Annotated in this window: 15 protein-coding genes and 1 tRNA gene; 4 read left to right on the top strand and 12 right to left on the bottom strand. The window is 33.0% G+C overall.

Going from position 1 to position 19,800, the window contains the following annotated elements:
• Positions 1-64: 64 nt before the first annotated feature.
• From B0A67_RS07265 to B0A67_RS07235, 7 genes are all read right to left on the bottom strand, one after another.
• Positions 65-2,344 carry a helix-turn-helix domain-containing protein gene (locus B0A67_RS07265; RefSeq protein ID WP_072957574.1) on the bottom strand — a complete coding sequence of 760 codons (2,280 nt, stop codon included), beginning with the start codon at positions 2,342-2,344 and terminating at the stop codon, positions 65-67.
• Between the two features lie 99 nt (positions 2,345-2,443).
• Entirely contained in the window at positions 2,444-3,022 is a 579-nt protein-coding gene (locus B0A67_RS07260) for an OmpH family outer membrane protein (RefSeq protein ID WP_072957952.1), read from the bottom strand.
• A 246-nt stretch (positions 3,023-3,268) separates the two neighbouring features.
• Positions 3,269-4,117: a class I SAM-dependent methyltransferase gene (locus B0A67_RS07255; protein ID WP_072957955.1), complete on the bottom strand. Its 849-nt coding sequence runs from the start codon at positions 4,115-4,117 to the stop codon at positions 3,269-3,271.
• 92 nt (positions 4,118-4,209) lie between these two features.
• Positions 4,210-4,674 (bottom strand): N-acetyltransferase, encoded by a 465-nt coding sequence (locus tag B0A67_RS07250; RefSeq protein ID WP_072957578.1) that lies wholly within the window; start codon positions 4,672-4,674, stop codon positions 4,210-4,212.
• 319 nt (positions 4,675-4,993) lie between these two features.
• Positions 4,994-6,865, bottom strand: coding sequence for a tRNA uridine-5-carboxymethylaminomethyl(34) synthesis enzyme MnmG (gene mnmG / locus B0A67_RS07245; RefSeq protein WP_072957582.1), 1,872 nt, complete (start codon positions 6,863-6,865; stop codon positions 4,994-4,996).
• 424 nt (positions 6,866-7,289) lie between these two features.
• Positions 7,290-7,709 (bottom strand): rRNA maturation RNase YbeY, encoded by a 420-nt coding sequence (gene ybeY / locus B0A67_RS07240; RefSeq protein ID WP_072957585.1) that lies wholly within the window; start codon positions 7,707-7,709, stop codon positions 7,290-7,292.
• Positions 7,706-11,062 carry a DUF4175 family protein gene (locus B0A67_RS07235; RefSeq protein ID WP_072957588.1) on the bottom strand — a complete coding sequence of 1,119 codons (3,357 nt, stop codon included), beginning with the start codon at positions 11,060-11,062 and terminating at the stop codon, positions 7,706-7,708. The genes ybeY and B0A67_RS07235 overlap by 4 nt, the downstream gene beginning before the upstream one ends.
• Positions 11,063-11,225: 163 nt before the next feature.
• Here B0A67_RS07235 and gltX point away from each other — a divergent pair, with 163 nt between their 5' ends.
• Entirely contained in the window at positions 11,226-12,731 is a 1,506-nt protein-coding gene (gltX, locus tag B0A67_RS07230; RefSeq protein WP_072957591.1) for a glutamate--tRNA ligase, read from the top strand.
• Between the two features lie 190 nt (positions 12,732-12,921).
• Positions 12,922-13,905: an SPFH domain-containing protein gene (locus tag B0A67_RS07225; RefSeq protein WP_072957595.1), complete on the top strand. Its 984-nt coding sequence runs from the start codon at positions 12,922-12,924 to the stop codon at positions 13,903-13,905.
• A 22-nt stretch (positions 13,906-13,927) separates the two neighbouring features.
• Here B0A67_RS07225 and B0A67_RS07220 read toward each other — a convergent pair whose 3' ends face one another.
• The 5 genes from B0A67_RS07220 to B0A67_RS07200 all read right to left on the bottom strand — a co-directional run bounded on the left by B0A67_RS07220 (position 13,928) and on the right by B0A67_RS07200 (position 18,905).
• Complete coding sequence (locus B0A67_RS07220) at positions 13,928-14,182, bottom strand: DUF6327 family protein (RefSeq protein ID WP_072957598.1); 255 nt, start codon at positions 14,180-14,182, stop codon at positions 13,928-13,930.
• Between the two features lie 2 nt (positions 14,183-14,184).
• Positions 14,185-14,535, bottom strand: coding sequence for a competence protein (locus B0A67_RS07215; RefSeq protein WP_072957601.1), 351 nt, complete (start codon positions 14,533-14,535; stop codon positions 14,185-14,187).
• Between the two features lie 127 nt (positions 14,536-14,662).
• Positions 14,663-14,989, bottom strand: coding sequence for a YtxH domain-containing protein (locus tag B0A67_RS07210; RefSeq protein WP_072957959.1), 327 nt, complete (start codon positions 14,987-14,989; stop codon positions 14,663-14,665).
• A 91-nt stretch (positions 14,990-15,080) separates the two neighbouring features.
• Entirely contained in the window at positions 15,081-15,560 is a 480-nt protein-coding gene (locus B0A67_RS07205) for a hypothetical protein (protein WP_072957605.1), read from the bottom strand.
• A gap of 1,227 nt (positions 15,561-16,787) precedes the next feature.
• Positions 16,788-18,905 carry a glutamine--tRNA ligase/YqeY domain fusion protein gene (locus B0A67_RS07200; protein WP_072957609.1) on the bottom strand — a complete coding sequence of 706 codons (2,118 nt, stop codon included), beginning with the start codon at positions 18,903-18,905 and terminating at the stop codon, positions 16,788-16,790.
• 107 nt (positions 18,906-19,012) lie between these two features.
• Between B0A67_RS07200 and folB the strand changes: the two genes are divergently transcribed.
• Positions 19,013-19,372: a dihydroneopterin aldolase gene (gene folB, locus B0A67_RS07195; protein WP_072957613.1), complete on the top strand. Its 360-nt coding sequence runs from the start codon at positions 19,013-19,015 to the stop codon at positions 19,370-19,372.
• Between the two features lie 93 nt (positions 19,373-19,465).
• Positions 19,466-19,536: transfer RNA gene (locus tag B0A67_RS24945), tRNA-Cys, on the top strand.
• The last annotated feature ends 264 nt before the right edge of the window (positions 19,537-19,800 follow it).

The following is a 19,800-nucleotide window of genomic DNA, read 5'->3' as shown; positions in this document are numbered from 1 at the left end:
TATTTTACATAATGTTTTTAAGAAATAATACAAATTGAATACTCTAAGTTACAAAATTCCGGAATCAATTGATGCTGGCTTTGAACATTTTAAGTTCATCCCATGTAAATTCGTCTCCATGTTTTTCTTTTAAACCATTCAAGGATTCTTCCTGATAAAACTGAAAAGCGTCCCGAAGTGCCAGGATTTTATCATAAGGCAATACATCTGAAATCTCGACTTTTTTAGCCTGAATAAGTTTCACCAAATGCATTTCGATAGTCTGTACGGTTAACTTTCTAATTCGGGCAATATCCTGAATCGAATTTTTCTCCAGCCATAAATCATGCGTTTCTTCTATAGTTGTTTTCTTCTCAGCTTTTGGAGTGGTTTTATCCAGTTTGCGTGCAGTATAACGCACGACAGGTTCTTCCGATTTAAAAATATCAGTATTGGTCATATTAAAATCCTCGCGAATCTTTGCAACCTTGTCTAATTTGTAGTTTTTAATCGCTGTAGACGTTAGTTTTTCTTTACAGATGGTTTCACTTGCAACGACAATTTCTATGAGCAATTTGGCCTTCATTAAACGCAAAACAGCTTTTGTCTGCAGATCATCTAAAAAGGCGAGCTCTTCATAAAATTCTTTTACTTTTTTGAATTTCTGAATTTCGGCCATTTTATTCAAAAGATCCGTAACCAGTTTGTCCATCGGTTTAAAAAAATAATCGTACGCCGCCACTACCCTTTCCTGCACAAAAAATAAATCAACGGTTTCTTTATTGAATATTTTATTGAGCTGATGAACAAATTTCTGAGACGGATCAACAAGCGAATCTATAATTTCTAAACGTTTGTGCGCCCAGACAGAATGTTTCGATTTTTCTGATGCAACCGCATTTTCATTATAACTAAAACGATGATTACGCCATTCCTGAGCCAAATCGGCCCAATTGAAACTACTAATCAAATAGTTATGAATAAAATTCTTCGTTTCGAAATGCAAAGAATGTTTCAAAACTTCTTCGGTTGCTTTGTTTAAAGCATAATCCATCACATCCTGATCGTTCGAAATACCATTCATCTGCAGCGGAGACAGTAAAATAAGCCCGTTTAAGGACGTTAAACGCGATAAAGCAACATATGCTTGTCCGGGCAAAAAAACCTGCGATACATCGAGCGCAGCTTTCTCAAAAGTTAAACCCTGGCTTTTATGCACTGTAATGGCCCACGCTAATTTAAGCGGATAATGCGCAAATGTGCCTAAAACTTCTTCTTCGACTTCTTTGGTGAGATCGTTTACTTTGTACCGGATGTTTTTCCATTCGTATTTCTCCACTTCAATGGTTTTATTTTCTTCCGGAAAGTGTATAAAAATTTCTTCTGGTGAAAGTGATTTTACAACGCCCATTTTTCCATTAAAATAACGTTTATCAAAAGACAAATCATTTTTTACAAACATCACCTGAGCGCCAATTTTAAGTTTCAGATTTTCTTCTACCGGGAAAATTTTCTCCGGAAAATCCCCAACTATAAACGGCTGATAAGCAAACTCATTTCCGGCTAAATCACCAATTGCCTGCTCGTTAATAGAATCAGCCTTAGCATTATGCGTTGTAAGAGTTATGTATCCCGGATTATTTTTTAAGTCGAAATCAGGTTTTACATATTCGTTTAGAACCTGAATATCCTGAGCCGTAATCTGATTGTTTCGAAGATTGTTTAAAACCGAAATAAAGGTATCATCGCTCTGACGATAAATCTTTGATAATTCGATATATAGCGGCGGATATTGCTGAATTACATGCGAATGAAAAAAGAATTTTCCTTTGTAATAATTGCGTAAAGTTCGCCATTCTTCATCCCTAATTACCGGCGGAAGCTGTAATAAATCTCCAATAAAAAGCACCTGAACTCCACCAAATGGACGTGAAATTTTACGAACAGTCTGCATCATAAAATCGATAGCATCCAGTAAATCAGCACGCAGCATACTGACTTCATCAATAATCAAAAGTTCCATGTTTTTTATCACGTTACGCTTGACATTGTTCATTTTGAAGTGTCGGCGCAAGGTTTCCTTATTCTCAAATTTCACCGTTTCAGTAAACTGCGAAGCTTCGTCATACGTTGGAATAAAGGCAGAAAATGGCAATTGAAACATCGAATGAATCGTAACTCCGCCAGCATTTAGCGCTGCGATTCCGGTTGGTGCAACAACCACAGTGTTTTTATGCGTTGTAGCAATGATTTCGCGTAAAAGCGTAGTCTTTCCTGTTCCTGCTTTACCAGTCAGGAAGATCGATTTTTGCGTTTGATTGATGAATTGTAAGGTGTAAGCAGCTGCTTCTGTAACGTTTTGCATTGGGCGTATATTGAAAACTAAAAGTATCGCATTTTTATAAAAGAAAAAACCTAAATCTTGACAGATTTAGGTTTTTAAATTTAGTTAGTTAGTTTGGTATTATTTTTTTGCAGCTTCTTCTTTTACCGGAGCTTTTTCTTCTGTTTTTGGAGCTGCTTTATACTTGTCGTTCAAAGCTTTAATGATATCTTTTGTAATATCATATTTCTCTTCAGCGTATAAAATTGAGGCAGCATCACCAGTACCATAGATATAAGAATAACCGTTTTTCTTACCGTAATCTTTGATGAATTTTTTAACCCCGCTTACCAGAGAATCCATTTCAACACCGCTTTCTTGTTGCAATTGCTGAGACAAAGCTTGTTGAGCATAACCCAATTGTTGCTCTCTTTTTTGTAACTCAGCTCCTCTTTGTTGAGCCCAGGCCTGGCCGTTTGCTTGTGCCTGACTTTGAAAATTAGCAGCGTCTTGTTTAAAACGTGTAATCTCGGCTTGTAGTTGTCTTCCTTTTTCTTCAGCTTGCCCTTTGTATTTTGCTTCAAGGTCTTTTGCTTCAGTGTACTCTTTCATTAAAATTGAAGTATCTACGTAAGCTGTTTTTACTTCCTTAACTTCTGCAGTTTTAGTACATGAAACGGCGAAAATTGAAAGTGCGATAATTACTAATGCTTTTTTCATTTTTTGAATTTCTAATTTTTTAATGTATTGAAGACAAAAATATAAAAAAATAAATAGCATCAACATAAAGTTTAAAAAATGCTAGAATTTTATGATATTGTTTTTATTTATGGAAAGAAAAATGTCAATAATTCTACCCTATCAAAAGTGGCTTTCATAGCTTTTAGTAGAAACATTATCTCAAAAAAGACATAATTACTCCTCACTTAGACTAAGAAAACGCCAGAAACGCGCTTAAATTGCGTTTTAGTTGTTTTTTAAGACATAAATGTGCGATGAATACTCTTTTGTACTCCCCGCTTTCAAGTTTGACTTTAAACCAACAAAAAAAGCACTGATGTAATTCATTTTTCCCGTTTTGTATTTTTCGGATAATAAACTCACATAAAAAGAATCAAATTTCATTGGAAGCACTTTTTCTAACTTCATATCTACTTTTTCAAAAAGCGACTGAATGGCTTTTTTGGAGAAATGCCAAAAATGAATTGGCACATCAAAAGCTGCCCAAAATTCTTTGTAATGTTTTGCGTCGTACGATTTAAAATTTGGAACCGCAACAATTAATGTTCCAGTTGGTTTTAACAAACGCTTTAATTCCCGGATTTGCAATTCTAAATTTGGCACGTGTTCTAAAACGTGCCACATCGTAATCACGTCGAAAGAATTATTTTGAAGATCGCCAATTTCGTTCACAAAAGAAATCCCTTTTTGAATTGCAATATTTTTTGCTCTTTCGCTGGGCTCTACTCCAACAGTTTCCCAACCATCATTTTTGGCTGTCAATAAAAAATCTCCGGTTCCTGCACCGATGTCTAAAATTCTTCCTTTGTGCAATTGTTCCGCATTGATCAAATTCAGTTTATTCTTTAAAGCAATATTTTTCACAAAGTGATATGCTTTTTCAAACAACGATCGTTTGTTGTCTGTATGAGAAATGTAATCTTCGCTTTCGTAATATCTTCCCAGATTTTCCAAATCTGGTTGCGGAGATGTAATCAACATGTCTAAAGTTTCGTCATGATACAATTCGAAAATTTCTTTAGATACAGAATGGTCTTTTACAGTAAGAAAATGTTTTTTGTTTAAAACGTCCATTTTTAAATTATAGGGTATTTTTTGGTTTAATTTCATAGTAAACCCTAAAAGCTAAAATTCAGCTTTTAGGGTCAGTTTTTATTATTTTTTCTTCAGCGTTTCCAGTTTATTTTAACGCCTGACATTTTTTCGTTTTCAATTCTGATCTCTTTACAAATTGCAAATCCGTTCTTGATATAAAACGCCATTGGCGATCTGTACAATGTTGCATTTTGTTTTACTTCATTTTCATGATCAATAACCCAACCGTTCAAACTAGTATTATTCTTTTTTATTTCATTCATCAAAAAAGATCCATTTCCTTTTCCTTGTATTTGAGAATCCAAAATTATAGCAAACCATTCTTCCTGATCTCTTAAAAAAGTAAAAGCCCAACCATTAATTTTATCTGATTCATCAAACAACAAATAATGTTTGGTTTTTGAAAGTCCAGCTAAATACAATTCAAAACCTTCAATAGTTTTCAAATTTAATTTTGCCGGATACTCGTTATTCCAAAGTTCACGTAAAACTTCTTTTTCTTTTAATGACAAAACTTCTCTTTCAACGATCTTCATAAAACAAAAATTTAGATTTCATCACTTTTGTCATTCCGAGGAACAAGGACATGAGCGATAGCAAACTGGCGAAGCAATCTTCGCAAGAAGCTCCACAATCAAAGAACCAATGTTTGTCGATCTTATGGAGATTTCTCGTTCTCGAAATGAGAAACTATACCAATTAGTTTCACGTGGAACAAAAATAATTTTAAATTTCTTAGTTTAGATTTTAGATTCTTTTAAACATAAAAATAAATAAATTCAAAATAGTTTCACGTGGAACAATTCAAACTAAATGCATAATATATTACAACAAACAATCTAAAATCTAAATTTCTTATCGACCCATATAAATCAACAACACCGAAATATCACTCGGAGAAACTCCGCTGATTCTTGAAGCTTGAGAAATGGTTATTGGACGAATCTTGCTTAATTTTTGTTTTGCTTCAATCGACATTGATTTAATTTTATTGTAATCGAAATTTTCCGGAATTTTCACTTCTTCTAAACGAGTTAGTTTATCAGCGTTATTTCTTTCCTTTTCTATATAACCAGAATATTTGACCTGGATTTCGGCTTGCTCCAAAATTTCCTGATCAACATCATTTGCTTCAATATATTCCTTTACTTTTTCAAATTTCATCATATCCTCCAAATCGATTTGCGGACGAGAGAATACTTTAAACATTTTATCACCTTGCGTAATCGGAGCCGTTTCTTTCGCTTCCAAAATTGGATTTGTTTCCGCAACTGAAACACTTGTCTCTCTAAAGAAAGCAACCATCTTTTCAGACTCGTTCAATTTCTTTTCCATTCGGCGTAAACGAGCTTCCGAAGCCAAACCAATTTCGTGGGACATTGGCGTTAATCTGAAATCGGCATTATCTTGACGTAACAATGTTCTATACTCTGCTCTTGACGTAAACATACGATATGGTTCTTCTGTTCCTTTCGTAATCAAGTCATCAATCAAAACTCCAATATAAGCTTCGTCACGTTTTAAAATCAACGGCGCTTTCTCATGCACTTTTAAATGCGCATTTATTCCAGCCATCAAACCTTGTGAAGCTGCTTCTTCATATCCTGTTGTTCCGTTTATTTGTCCGGCAAAATATAAACCTTCAACCAACTTGGTTTCCAAAGTATGTTTCAATTGTGTTGGCGGGAAGTAATCATATTCGATTGCGTAACCCGGACGGAAGAATTTCACATTCTCAAATCCAACAACAGAACGCAATGCTTTAAATTGAATATCTTCTGGTAACGAAGTTGAAAATCCGTTTACATAAACTTCACAAGTATTCCAACCTTCCGGCTCCACAAATAATTGGTGACGCTCTTTATCAGCAAAACGATTTATCTTATCTTCTATCGAAGGACAATATCTTGGGCCGAGACTTTTGATTCTTCCGTTAAACATTGGCGAACGATCAAAACCTTCTCTCAAAATATCATGAACATCCAGCGACGTGTATGTCATGTGACAAGATCTTTGATGCGTTAGCGGAACGGTTAAATCCGAATAAGAAAATTTATCCGGCTTTGCATCTCCTTTTTCTTCGTTCATTTTCGAATAATCCAAAGAACGTCCATCAACACGTGGCGGCGTTCCTGTTTTCATTCTTCCTGACTCAAAACCAACTTTTACTAAATCTTCTGTGATTCCGGTTGCAGCACTTTCACCTGCCCTTCCTCCTCCAAATTGTTTTTCTCCAATATGAATCAAACCATTCAGGAAAGTTCCATTTGTCAAAACAACAGATTTTGATCGAATCTCCACTCCTAACGAAGTTTTGATTCCTTTTATCTTTCCGTCCTCAATAATCAAACCTTTTACCATCTCCTGGTAGAAATCCAAATTTGGAGTTCCCTCCAACATCATTCTCCACTCTTCAGCAAAACGCATTCGATCACTTTGAACTCTTGGCGACCACATTGCAGGCCCTTTCGATTTATTCAACATCTTAAATTGAATTGCCGTGCGATCGGAAACAATTCCTGAGTATCCACCAAGCGCATCAATTTCACGCACTATCTGTCCTTTTGCAATTCCTCCCATCGCTGGATTGCAAGACATTTGTGCAATGTTCTGCAAACTCATTGTAACCAACAAAGTTTTGGATCCCAAATTTGCGGCCGCTGCCGCGGCTTCAGATCCGGCATGACCTGCACCAACTACAATAACATCGTATTCTTCTAAAAACATTTTATTTTATATTCTCTGGGATACCATTTAAGTCGGTTCTCAGAATTAACTTCTTTATTCTTTTGTTCCACGTGGAACGTATTAGAAGTTTCAGGTTTCAAGTTTCAGGTTCGCTTTACGAAAAGTTCCACGTGAAACATTTTAATTCCCTTTTTAAACTTCAAATCAAAACTTCAAATCAAAACTTCAAATCAAAACTTCAAATCAAAACTTCAAATCAAAACTTCAAATCAAAACTTCAAATCAAAACTTCAAATCAAATGTTCCACGTGAAACATTCTAATTTTCGTTATCAAAACTAAATATGTTTCACGTGGAACGTTTAGGTACTTCTATTATTATAACCATTCATGTTTCACGTGGAACACTTAATTCACTTTCTTAACCTGAAACTTGAAATCAAAAAAACCTCAAACAAATTTCTCTACTGTTCCACGTGAAACATTGCAATCTTCTCATCTTCTTTAGAGCGCATAAGTTCTGCGTCAGCATCACTTTTGTCTTTATACCCACAGTAATGTAAGATACCGTGAGCAAGAACACGTTTTAATTCTTCTTCAAAAGAAACATTAAAATCCTTAGCGTTATCAGCTACTCTTTCAACAGAAACAAAAATATCTCCGTTTAGTTCATTACCAACTGTGTAATCAAAACTGATAATATCCGTTAGTGTATCGTGATTTAGATATTCTACATTTATCTTATGAAGATATTCATCATCACAAAAAATATAATTTATCTCTCCTTCGTTCTTGCTTTCAGAAACGATTACAGCACTTAACCAATAGGCAAAGGCTTCTTCGTTGTCTAAAGTAAATTCGGTTTCGTAATTAAAATTGATCATTTTGTATTAAAATATTCTTGAACCTTTTGATTAAAATTCGAGCGCAAAGGTAGTGATTGTCTGTTTAATATCTCTACACTGTTTAAATAATCCAATAATGAACTTGGCAAAGCATTTGTTCTATTAGAAAACTCCGCTTTATTGGTTTCAGATTGGCGCTTTGTATCTTGTCCTTGTTGCTGTACTGCATTGTTTAATTTCAATAATTCTTGCTGAATATTCAGGATACGCTGCAAGTTTTCATTCTTAAAACCTTTATTTAAAAGTTGCTTTTCAGAAGCTTTCATCTGATCAATTACAGATCTGCCCTGAGAATCTAATCCTTGTTTTGCTAACTCTTTTTGTAACGCTTCGCGAAGTTTTACCTGCTCTTTATAAATCTCCATGATAGCTTCAGCATCTCCCTCCCCATCATTTCCGTCTTTATTCTCATTTCCTTTTCCTTCATTTTTACTTCCCTGTCCATCCTTACCTTCACCACTTTTCCCTTGTCCTTGTTTTCCTTCGCCAGGTTTATCTCCAGATTTGTCGCCGGGTTTATCTCCCGGTTTCATTCCGGCTTTCATTTTATCTGCCAGACCTTTTTGTTTTTGAATAATATCCGGCAATTGCATTCCTTGTCCGTCACCCGGTTTTGGTTTTCCCGCTCCCGGTTTAGACATTGACATCTGCATATTATTTAATAAATCACTTAAAAAATCAGCCAATTTATTGGCAGATGAAACTGCATATTGTTGATGCGAAACTCCTTTAGGAACCTGAACATCGCTTAAAGTTTCAATAGCCTTGTCTACATTGTACTGTACATTTCCAATTTCTTTCGTCACATCTTCAGCCACTTTTGGGTTACGAAGCGACAATGCAAACAAACTATCATCGACATGTTTGAACTGTTGTTTTAAATTCTGCTGGATTTTAATGTTTTTTGTAAAAGCCGAAGAACCCAGTTTCATCGTTCTAAATTGTTTCATCACATCTTCCTGAGATAAAGAATACGCTAAAAGATTATCTAGAACCTGACGAAGCATTGCTACATCTTCTTCTAGTTGTTCCTGTTCTCCACCTTCCATACCGGCATCCATTTTCTCTGCCATACTCTTCATTTTCTTGGCTGCACTTTTTTGTTTTGGTTTGGCCGAAGAAGAATTCTTTTTACTCAACTCTTCCGAAGCTTTCTTCAAATCATCTTTTAAATCTTTCTCTTTTGAAGCATCAGACGGAATGTCTAAAGGCGCTTTTAATGTCTTATTTTCTTCTTTCAAATCTTTTAAATCTTCCTGAATTTTATCAAAAGCTTTATTGATATCCTCTTGTTTGTCTTGTGTGTTTTCTTTTTCCTTATTAGAAAGTTGCTCTTGCTGATCAGCCAATTTCTTTAATTTATCTGCAACCTGTTCTGCTTTTTTCGAAACATAAAAACGTTTGGTCAGTTCAACCAATTGCTCCAGATTACGAGATTGATTCTTGCTGATTTGTTTGAACTTTTCCATCTTATCAAACAACTCTTCGCTATTTAATTTGTCATTCAAGTTCTTCAATTCATCCATCAACTTCTGATTTTTTTCTAAATCTTTCTCTGCATTATCCAAACGTTTTTGCAAATCATCTACCGTTTTATCTTTCTTTTCAGATTGAAATTTATCCAGATTTTTATTCATTTTTTCCGCAAATTGCTTCATCAATTCGTCTTGTTGTTTCTGACGTTTGATAAAATCATTTACTTTTTGCTGATCTTTAAACTCTAAATTATCTTTCTCTTTTCCTGCTTTCTGAATCTTATCAATTTCAGAAAATTGCTTGGTTTGATTCTTTAAAGACTTTTCTAAACTATTGATATTCTCGTTTTGCTGTTGCAATTCAAGATCATGAACTTCGTCTGTAGTCGAAACACGATCAGAAAAAACAGAAGACTTTGTACTCTTGAAACCATGTGGCGCATCGTTATCAAAAACCTCAAAATAGTATTCGTAAGATACTCCTTCCTGCACGGCAAGATTACTTGGAAAGTTAAAAACAAACTGATCAAACACTCCGGACTTTACCGGTATTGTTCCACGCTTGGCAGTGTTCGGTTTGTTGCGTTCGTAATACACAACCTGAAGTTTAGACAAACCATAGTCATCCCCTAACCTGCCCAAAACATAATTTTTATCCAGCTTTAAACTGTCCGGTGCAAGACTAACTGTGATCGTTGGATGCTGATCTTTGATCACCGATAGCTGATAATCCAGTTTTTCGTAGTTTTTGACTTTATTATTCGATGTAAGAATTTGATATTCTGTATTTTGAGTAATATTTTTAGCCAATTCAAACTCGTTTTCGTCTTTATTGAACTTGAAAGTCGCATTATCATCTTTCCAAACAATTTCCTGAGTCGATTGTGTATTCATTTTCCAGGTTACCAAAGTTCCTTCGGGTACGATTGCATTACCTGTTCCCTGAATTGTTTCTGATTTCTTTTTTAAATAAGATGGAAAATTCAATACCATTTCGAAGTTGGCAATTGACGGAACTGTGATTACTTTCAACTCATATTCTTCAGATGAAACTGAATTTCCTTCAAAAGAAAATTCAACATTCGATACCGGTTTCTCAATCTTGAATTCAAACTTTCCGGGTTGAGACGATTCCATAAAATAACTTTCGTTACCAATATGAATCATTACATTTTCCGGAACTACTTTTCCAACAGATTCCATCTTGATAATAAAATCTTTATTTTGTTCTGTTTGCAAATTCTGATTTAGAACCACAAATTTGAAAGGTGCCGGAGGCAAAAATGTAGCATTAAAATGCACTACTCTATTTAAACTTTGAGAAATTACATTGCTATTTCCTGAAATATAAAATACGGCAAAAAGCAAAATTGGAATGACTGCCAATGGTAAATACTTTTTGTTTGTTTTAAAATTAATGGCATTACCAAACGGTATTGGCTGCAACGAATTTGCTTTTTGCTCTATCGAAGCCAACATCAACTCTGAACTTTCAGACGAATTTTCAGAAGCTGACAATTGTAAAAAGTTCGTCAGTTTATCACTTACTTCTGTAAAATGGTTTCCAATAATCGTTGAAGCCTGATTATAATCAATTCCTTTTTGAAGTTTGAACAGCTTAAAAACTGGGAACAAAATAAAACGAAACAATAGAAAAACTTCTACCGCAATAAAGATCCAAAATAAAAATGTTCTTCCAATTGGTTTTAGCCAGAGAAAATACTCTATAAAAAGTGTAAACAAAAAATACAACAATCCGAAACCAATAAAAAGAAGTGCTCCTTTTATCAATTCATTGGTATAATATTTTTTTATAAAAGCTTCTAACTTTTGGTATATAGCAGATGTTGTTTTCAAAGTGAATCTGTTTTATTTATAACCCATAAAAGTACTAATTATAAGTATAAGTTTGAAAGTCAAAAGTCGAAAGTCAAAAGTTAGCATCTTGACGCAAAAGCTTTCAGACTTTCGACTTTTGACTTTTGACGAATGTTGTATCTTTGCATCAAAATTTAAACAAATGTCAAAGCAAGTTCGTGTGCGTTTTGCACCAAGTCCAACAGGACCTTTACATATTGGCGGCGTTCGTACTGCCCTATTTAATTATTTATTTGCCAAAAAAAACAATGGTGTTTTTTATTTAAGAATTGAAGATACAGATCAAACCCGTTTTGTTCCTGGTGCCGAAGCTTATATTATGGAAGCATTGGAATGGTTAGGAATTGCTCCTGACGAAACTGTTGGTAAAAATGAAAAATTTGGTCCGTACAGACAAAGTGATCGTAAAGATTTATACCAAACTTATGCTGATCAGTTGATCAATTCAGGTTGGGCATATTACGCTTTTGATACTCCCGAAGCGCTTGATGCTTTGAGAAAAGAACAAGAAGCTGAAGGAAAAACATTTATATACAATCATACCATCCGTGAAAAGCTGGATACATCTTTGGTAATTGCTGCTGAAGAAGTGGCTAAAAGAATTGCAAATGGAGAACATTATGTAATCCGTTTTAAAACTCCGGTTGATGAAACTTTACACTTAAAAGATATCATTCGTGGAGATGTAAAATTTGAAACGAGTTTACTTGATGATAAAGTATTGTTTAAAAGTGACGGGATGCCAACGTATCATTTAGCCAATATTGTTGATGATCATTTGATGGAAACTTCACATGTAATTCGTGGTGAAGAATGGTTGCCATCTATGCCGCTTCACGTTTTATTATACAGAGCTTTTGGTTGGGATGCTCCGGAATTTGCACATTTACCATTGATCTTGAAACCAGTTGGAAACGGAAAATTATCTAAAAGAGATGGCGACAAATTAGGATTTCCTGTGTTTCCGTTAGAATGGAAAACCGAAGAAGGGATTTCATCTGGTTACAGAGAGAAAGGATTTTTCCCGGAAGCGGTTATAAACTTCCTTGCTTTATTAGGATGGAATGACGGAACGGATAAAGAATTATTTTCATTAGAAGAATTAATTGAGTCTTTCGACTTGAACAGAGTACATAAATCCGGAGCTAAATTTGATCCGGAGAAAAACAAATGGTTCAATCACCAATATTTAATCAAACAAAATAATGCTGATTTAGCGAAAAGCTTCTCTCCTATTTTGGTAGAAAAAGGCTTCTCGACTCCGCTCGAAGTGACAACGAAAATTGTTTCACTCGTAAAAGAAAGAGCTCATTTTGTTTCTGAATTTTGGGATTTGACTGATTTCTTTTTCCAGGCCCCAACATCTTATGATGAAAAAGCAAGCAAAAACTGGAATTCAGCAACACCGGCTTTAATGCAGGAATTGATTTCGACCCTTGAATATATTGACGGTTTTGATTCGGCAAATATTGAAGCAATCGTAAAAGACTGGTTGACTAAAAACGAAATTGGAATGGGTAAAGTAATGCAGCCTTTCCGTCTAAGTTTGGTTGGAGCTCTTAAAGGCCCTCACCTATTTGACATTGTTGAAATCATTGGGAAAGAAGAAACTATTGCGAGAATTCAGAAAGCGATATCAACATTATAATTTTTTTTTACCATTAAGAAATTAAGAAAAATTAAGTCAGGCTTTATGAACTTAATATCTTAATGGTAAAATAATCTAAGCGCTAAGAACATTGTTAAAATGTACTTAGCGTTTTTTTTACGCTAAAAAAAATTGAATTTGGCAGATTATTCGTAATTTACCAGATCATAAAAACTAAATCAATATCATTATGAATCCAGTACTTATTATCTTTTTAGTCCTCGCTCTCTTTATTTTCATGTCTTCCTTCTTTACGGTAAAACAGCAAAGTTCTGTTGTTATTGAAAGATTTGGAAAATTCCATAGTGTGAGAAATTCAGGATTACAACTAAAAATTCCGGTAGTTGACAGATTGGCCGGACGTGTAAATCTAAAAATTCAACAGCTTGATGTTATCATTGAAACCAAAACCAAAGACAACGTTTTTATCAAAATGAAAGTTTCGGTTCAGTTCAAAGTGATTCAGGAAAAAGTATACGATGCTTTTTACAAACTGGAATATCCACACGATCAGATTACAGCTTATGTATTTGATGTCGTTCGTGCCGAAGTTCCTAAACTAAAATTAGATGATGTTTTTGAAAGAAAAGATGATATCGCCATTGCAGTAAAAAGAGAATTAAATGAAGCCATGACTACTTACGGATATGATATTATCAATACTTTGGTAACCGATATTGATCCGGACATTCAGGTTAAGAATGCCATGAACAGAATTAATGCTGCCGACAGAGAAAAAACAGCTGCTGAATTTGAAGCTGAAAGTTCAAGAATCAGAATTGTTGCAAAAGCAAAAGCTGAGGCCGAAAGTAAACGTTTACAAGGTCAGGGTATTGCAGATCAGCGTCGTGAAATTGCAAGAGGTCTTGTAGAAAGTGTTGAAGTTTTAAACAGCGTTGGTATTAATTCTCAGGAAGCTTCTGCCCTAATTGTGGTAACTCAACATTATGATACATTACAAGCAATTGGTGCCGATGCAAATTCGAACTTAATCTTGTTACCAAACTCTCCGCAAGCCGGAAGTGATATGCTAAATAATATGGTTGCATCATTCTCAGCATCAAATCAGGTTGGTGAAATGATGAAGAAAAACAACAAGAAGATAGAGAAGAAACCAAAACCTATTGAACCACAATCAGGTTATGAAGATGACATTCTACCAGAAACTAAATAATTACATAAAACAAAAAAGAGGCTTAATTGCCTCTTTTTTTATTGATAAACCAATTGATTACAAATGGTAAAAGTGATTGTAAAATTTGTGGATATGATTTTGTAAAATATTCTTTATAAGAAGAAAAAACGCCTCCAACAATACTTTGTGGTGTAATAGATTCTTTCGTTCTCTGAAAACTTAAAACTAATTTCTGATAATTAATGTCTTTCTCTAATTTCAAAATTTCTAAGTCTCTTTCGATTGCTGCGTATGATGAGTATTTTTTATTTTCCATAATTAGTCATTAAAAAAGATTTCTGAAAATTTCTCCAGGATTGGACCTTCGACAACTTTATCTTTTAAGAAGAAAAGTAAAATTGTAAAGATAAAATAGATCCCTCCTACCGCTAAAAAACCAAGTGCATTACTTTCAAACAAAGATCCAAAAGCATATGCTGCAGCAAAAGATCCAAAAATCATAACCATACTAAAACACAATAAAATCAAAGTAAACTTAAAAATTAAAGTTGTTGATTTCATGGCAACTTTAAAACCCCAAAGTTTATAATACGCCAGATGACTGTCTATATAAACTTTAGCCTGATCCTGAATTTTTTCAGTATTTTCTTTTAATTCTTCAAAAGCCATAATTGTAATTTTAATTTAAAAAAGAAGCACAAAACTCATGATTTAATAATTGCGTTTTGATTATTCTAAAATTAAAATAACCTAATCAATCATTAAAATCACATTGAGCTTTGTGCTTCCTGGATTATTATTTTTGAAGTTTAGCGTTTTGCGCTTTTAAGTCAGCTAATTTAGTTTCTAAAAAACTGATTACTTCTTCTGTTTTATAACTCATATTCGAAAGTAACTCGCCATACGTCCCGTCAAGGTTTTCTTTTGCATGTGCAAATTTTTCACGTAACACTTCTGAACTTGCTGAAAGTGAATCTTTCAAATTATGTTTCGCATCATCTAAACCTTCCTTAAGCTTAGCACGAGTCTTTGATCCTTTATCCGGAGCAAATAAAATTCCGATTGCTGCACCTACTGCAGCACCAGCCACAATTGCTGCAACTGTATTTACGTTTTTTGACATAATATTAAAATTTAAATGATTAATAAAGGTAGTCATTTTTTGAATTACAAATTATTGGATCATTGTAATTTAATAAAAATTAACACTAAATTTAATACACGTAAGCTACTGCTTCATATTTACCATCTCCTTTTTCAACAATACTAACAAATGGATATCCGTTTGAAGCAGATTGGGTTTTGATTCTCATAGCAGTATTCTTCTGATTTGCAATTGGCGGTTCACCTTTTGTCTTTGTCGAGACTCCTGTAAAATTAGCCACTTGTTTTAACCCTACTGTCTTGTCCTGAGATAAAACAGTTACGGATTTATAATCTGATTTTGAATCTACTATAATTTTATCTGAAACTTTTTCAGTTTTGCTGGATTGTTTATTGGTAATTTGTGAAACAGCATACTTGGTAATTTTATGTTCTTCAGCACTTCCGTTCAAAGAATAATAAACTAAATCATTTTCCAGTTTAATAAAATTAACATCTAGTTGTTCACCATTGTGTTTTGTAATTTGGTGTGTTTGAGAAATTGCAATATTTGCAAATAAAATCGATAGCGTAAAAAATATAATTTTCATAATATTAAAATTTAAGGATTAAAATTTTTAATGTCAAAACGAAAGACAAAATTTCAAATAACCCATAAAATTAATTTCATGAAATTTTTAAATTATGAAATACTTTCTGAAAAATACTTTTACGCTATAAGTATTATCAAAATACAATCACAATTACAATTGACCATAAAATCAATCTTTAGAATTCAGATTTTGAATTGACTCTAAAACTAAAAATTATTCATTTTAAAATTTTAGAAAAACTCAGATTCGATTCTTCAGTGCATTTTGAAATTTGACACTTTAGATTTGACCTTTTGATAAAAATAACAACTTTATAAACAATTGTATGTTAACAACGCGTTAAACTAAGAAAAATAAGCTCTAAAACTTAAATAAAGCCCAAAAACAAACAATAATTTAAAAGTTGATTAATGATATAAAACAAATGAAAAATGCGCTTAAAATTAATTTATGAAGGCCTTTTTTTACTATAATTATCTATTAAAAAAACAAAAACCATAGTTAAAACACATAATAAATAAAACTATTAATAATATAAAACTACATCATTAAAATTGATACTTTAAAAGTTCACTAATTTTTACAATTGTTTTAATAAAATTCAAAATTCAAAATTTTTAAAGGAATTACTCTCAAGTCACTGTTATAAACAATCATGTGTTAACAACCCTAAAAACAAGGTAAAATAAGGTATAAAATCAAAATAAAGCGTTTTGTTTAACGATTTTTAAAAAGAGGATTAACGAGGTGAAAGAAATGAAAATTGAGCTTAAAAACAATTTATGAAAGTCAATTTCAATCATATAATTTTATTAAAATAACAAAAATGATAAATAAAATTAATAATAAATAAAAACTTTTTAAAATATAATACTATAACTAAAATTGATATTTTAAAATTATACTATTTTAAAAATATTGAAATTAAAATGAAAAATATTGAAATTTTATAAAAAGGTCATCTTCAGTCAACGTTATAAACAAGTGAATGTTGATAACCTAAAAAACAAGGTAAATCGATGCCTAAAATTAAAATAAAGCGTTCTCTTTAATTAATTTTTCAAAGAGGTCTTACGAGGTGAAAGAAACTAAAAAACGTCTTAAAATCAATTTATGAAAGTCAATTTCCATCTATAAAATCTATAAATTATTGTTTTTAAATAGAAAACAGAAATAATAAAAAAAGCGCTTATAAAAAGCGCTTTTCAATAGATTATAATGATATTATATTTTTACCATTTCAGCAAGAATTTCCTTTTCTCGCTCTGAGGCATTTTTCGGAGGATTTGAATATAATTTCAAAATATCATCTTCAAATTGATTTTTGAAACTTACATCTTCAATATCTCTTAAATTCAAAAGAGCTTTAGATCGAACATAAGTTGACTCACTTCTTAGAGACATTGTATATAATTTTTTGATATCCTCCTCTTCAAAATCTTTCGATTTCAAAATTGAATATTTCAAAATAAACTGAGCAAATAACAATGATCCTTTGTTATTGTTGATATTCTTCTTTAATGAATTTTGCAATAAAGAAAAACTTGAAACATTTTTGATGCTCTCCCCTATTGCACTTTCGATTGCAATACGTTCCGGTTTGGTCTCAACTTTAAAATATTTGTTGATATCTTTTAAAGAATTATTGATGCTGTTTTCTTCTTTTTTACCCTTTTCTTCCCAGGCATCTTTTAGTCCAACAGTCTTGTTAAATACTAATTTTGAAGCAGTTGAATCTTTATCAACAGTAAAATAACCTAAACGTTGAAACTGAAATTTATCTTCATTTTGAGCTGTTGATAAACTTGGTTCAACAAATCCTGTGATAATTTCTAAAGAATTTGGATTTACAAAATCTAAGAAATTTTTGTCTTTGTAACTGTCCGGAGCTTCATCTGTAAACAAACGATCGTACATACGAACTTCTGCTTCAACTGCATGAGAGATAGAAACCCAATGCAATGTTCCGGATACTTTTCTTTGGCTTGCTTCTGTCCCACTTCCGCTCAAAGAATCGGTATCATAAGTGACATGAATCTCTGTAATATTGCCGCTAGCATCTTTTATAACACTCTCACCTTTAATGATATAAGCATTTTTAAGACGTACTTCTTTTCCTAAAGTCAAACGGAAAAACTTAGCCGGAGCTTCTTCCAGAAAGTCTTCTCTTTCAATATATAATTCACGGGAAAAAGGCACTTTTCTGAAACCTGCATTTTCATCTTCCTGGTTGTTTTCAGCTTCTAACCACTCCTCTTTTCCTTCAGGATAATTTGTAATAATTACTTTTACCGGATCTAAAACAGCCATTACACGAGGTGCAATTTTGTTTAAATCTTCACGAATACAAAACTCTAAAACAGATATACTAATCAAGTTATCACGTTTTGCAATTCCGGTTGTATTGGCAAAATTACGCAATGAAGCAGCTGTAAAACCTCTTCTTCTTAAACCTGAAATAGTTGACATTCTTGGATCATCCCAACCATTAACATGCTTTTCCTTAACTAGTTGCTGTAATTTTCTTTTACTAACAACAGTGTGTGATAAGTTACGTCTTGCAAATTCTCTTTGCTTAGGACGCAGTTTATTATCATCTATAATTTGATCTAAAAACCAATCGTATAACTCGCGGTGAGGCAAAAATTCAAGTGTACAAAATGAATGTGAAATCTCCTCTAAGTAATCACTTTGTCCGTGTGCCCAATCGTACATTGGATAAATTTTCCAGGCATCTCCGGTTCTGTGATGATCTTTATGTAAAATCCTGTACATGATAGGATCCCGCATGAGCATATTAGTCGATTTCATATCTATTTTAGCACGAAGAATATGAGTTCCAGCCTCAAATTCACCGTTTTTCATTCTTTCGAATAAACCTAAATTTTCTTCGACAGAACGATTTCTGTACGGACTATCGGTTCCAATTGTAGACGGAGTTCCTTTTTGAATCGCCATATCTTCAGAAGACTGACTATCAACATAGGCTTTATCCTTTTTTATTAATAAAACTGCCCAATCGTATAATTGTTGAAAATAATCTGATGCATAACGTTCTTCTGCCCAGGTATATCCCAGCCATTCTACATCTTTTTTAATAGCATCAACGAATTCCTGCTCTTCTTTTTCCGGATTTGTATCATCAAAACGTAAATTCACAGGAGATTGATAATCAATTCCTAAACCGAAATTTAATGCAATAGCACTTGCATGACCAATATGCAAATAACCATTTGGTTCTGGTGGAAAACGAAAATGAAGTTTACTTTGCGAAAGACCTGATTTAAGATCTTCTTCTATGATTTGTTCAATAAAATTGAGTGATTTCTCTTCTGATGCCATTATTTTATAGTAATTTTAGCAAAGATAAAAAAAAGGTTTCAGGTTTCAGGTTTAAAGTTATTTAAGTGGCGGAAAACCTGAAACTTTAAACTTGAAACAACAAGAAAATGGGAGTTATAAAATTAAAAAACATTCGTACTTTTTCATACCACGGATGTATGATTGAAGAAGGAAAAATTGGATCTGACTATACTGTTGATCTAAAAATTAAAACTAATTTACAGAAATCAGCCGACACAGATCATCTTGCCGACACTGTTGATTATGTACATTTGAACAAAATTGTGACAGAAGAAATGGCCATTCGTTCGCATTTATTAGAGCATGTAGCCAAAAGAATCAATATTCGTGTACTTGCAGAAATAAAAACTGCAGAAAAAACAACAGTTTGGGTTTCAAAAATAAATCCTCCTATTGGTGGTGATGTTGAATCAGTTACTATCAAAATGACTGAAATTAGAGGATAATTTTTTGAATTAAAAAGCTATTTTTTTAAAATAGTTACTTTTAAACTTTTGAAATTTAAAGATTTTAGTTACTTTTGCCATCCGTTCAACTACGGCGTCGTGGCCGAGCGGCTAGGCTGGGCTCTGCAAAAGCTCCTACTCCGGTTCGAATCCGGACGATGCCTCAAAAACCTTCAAAGCAATTTGAAGGTTTTTTTTATGTTTAATTTTTAGAAAAAATTAGATAAAGATTACGTTCGAATCCGGACGATGACTCAAAAACCACTAAAGTAATTTAGAGGTTTTTTATGTTTAATTAAAAAAAAAATTACATAAAGATTTACGTTCGAATCCGGACGATGCCTCGAAAGCCTCCAAAGTAATTTAGAGGTTTTTTATGTTTAATTTAAAAAAAATTAAATCAAAGATTACGTTCGAATCCGGACGAT

The sequence above is a fragment of the Flavobacterium aquidurense genome (assembly GCF_002217195.1).
GTDB lineage: Bacteria > Bacteroidota > Bacteroidia > Flavobacteriales > Flavobacteriaceae > Flavobacterium > Flavobacterium frigidimaris.
This window is presented reverse-complemented; position numbering and strand designations above follow the sequence as displayed.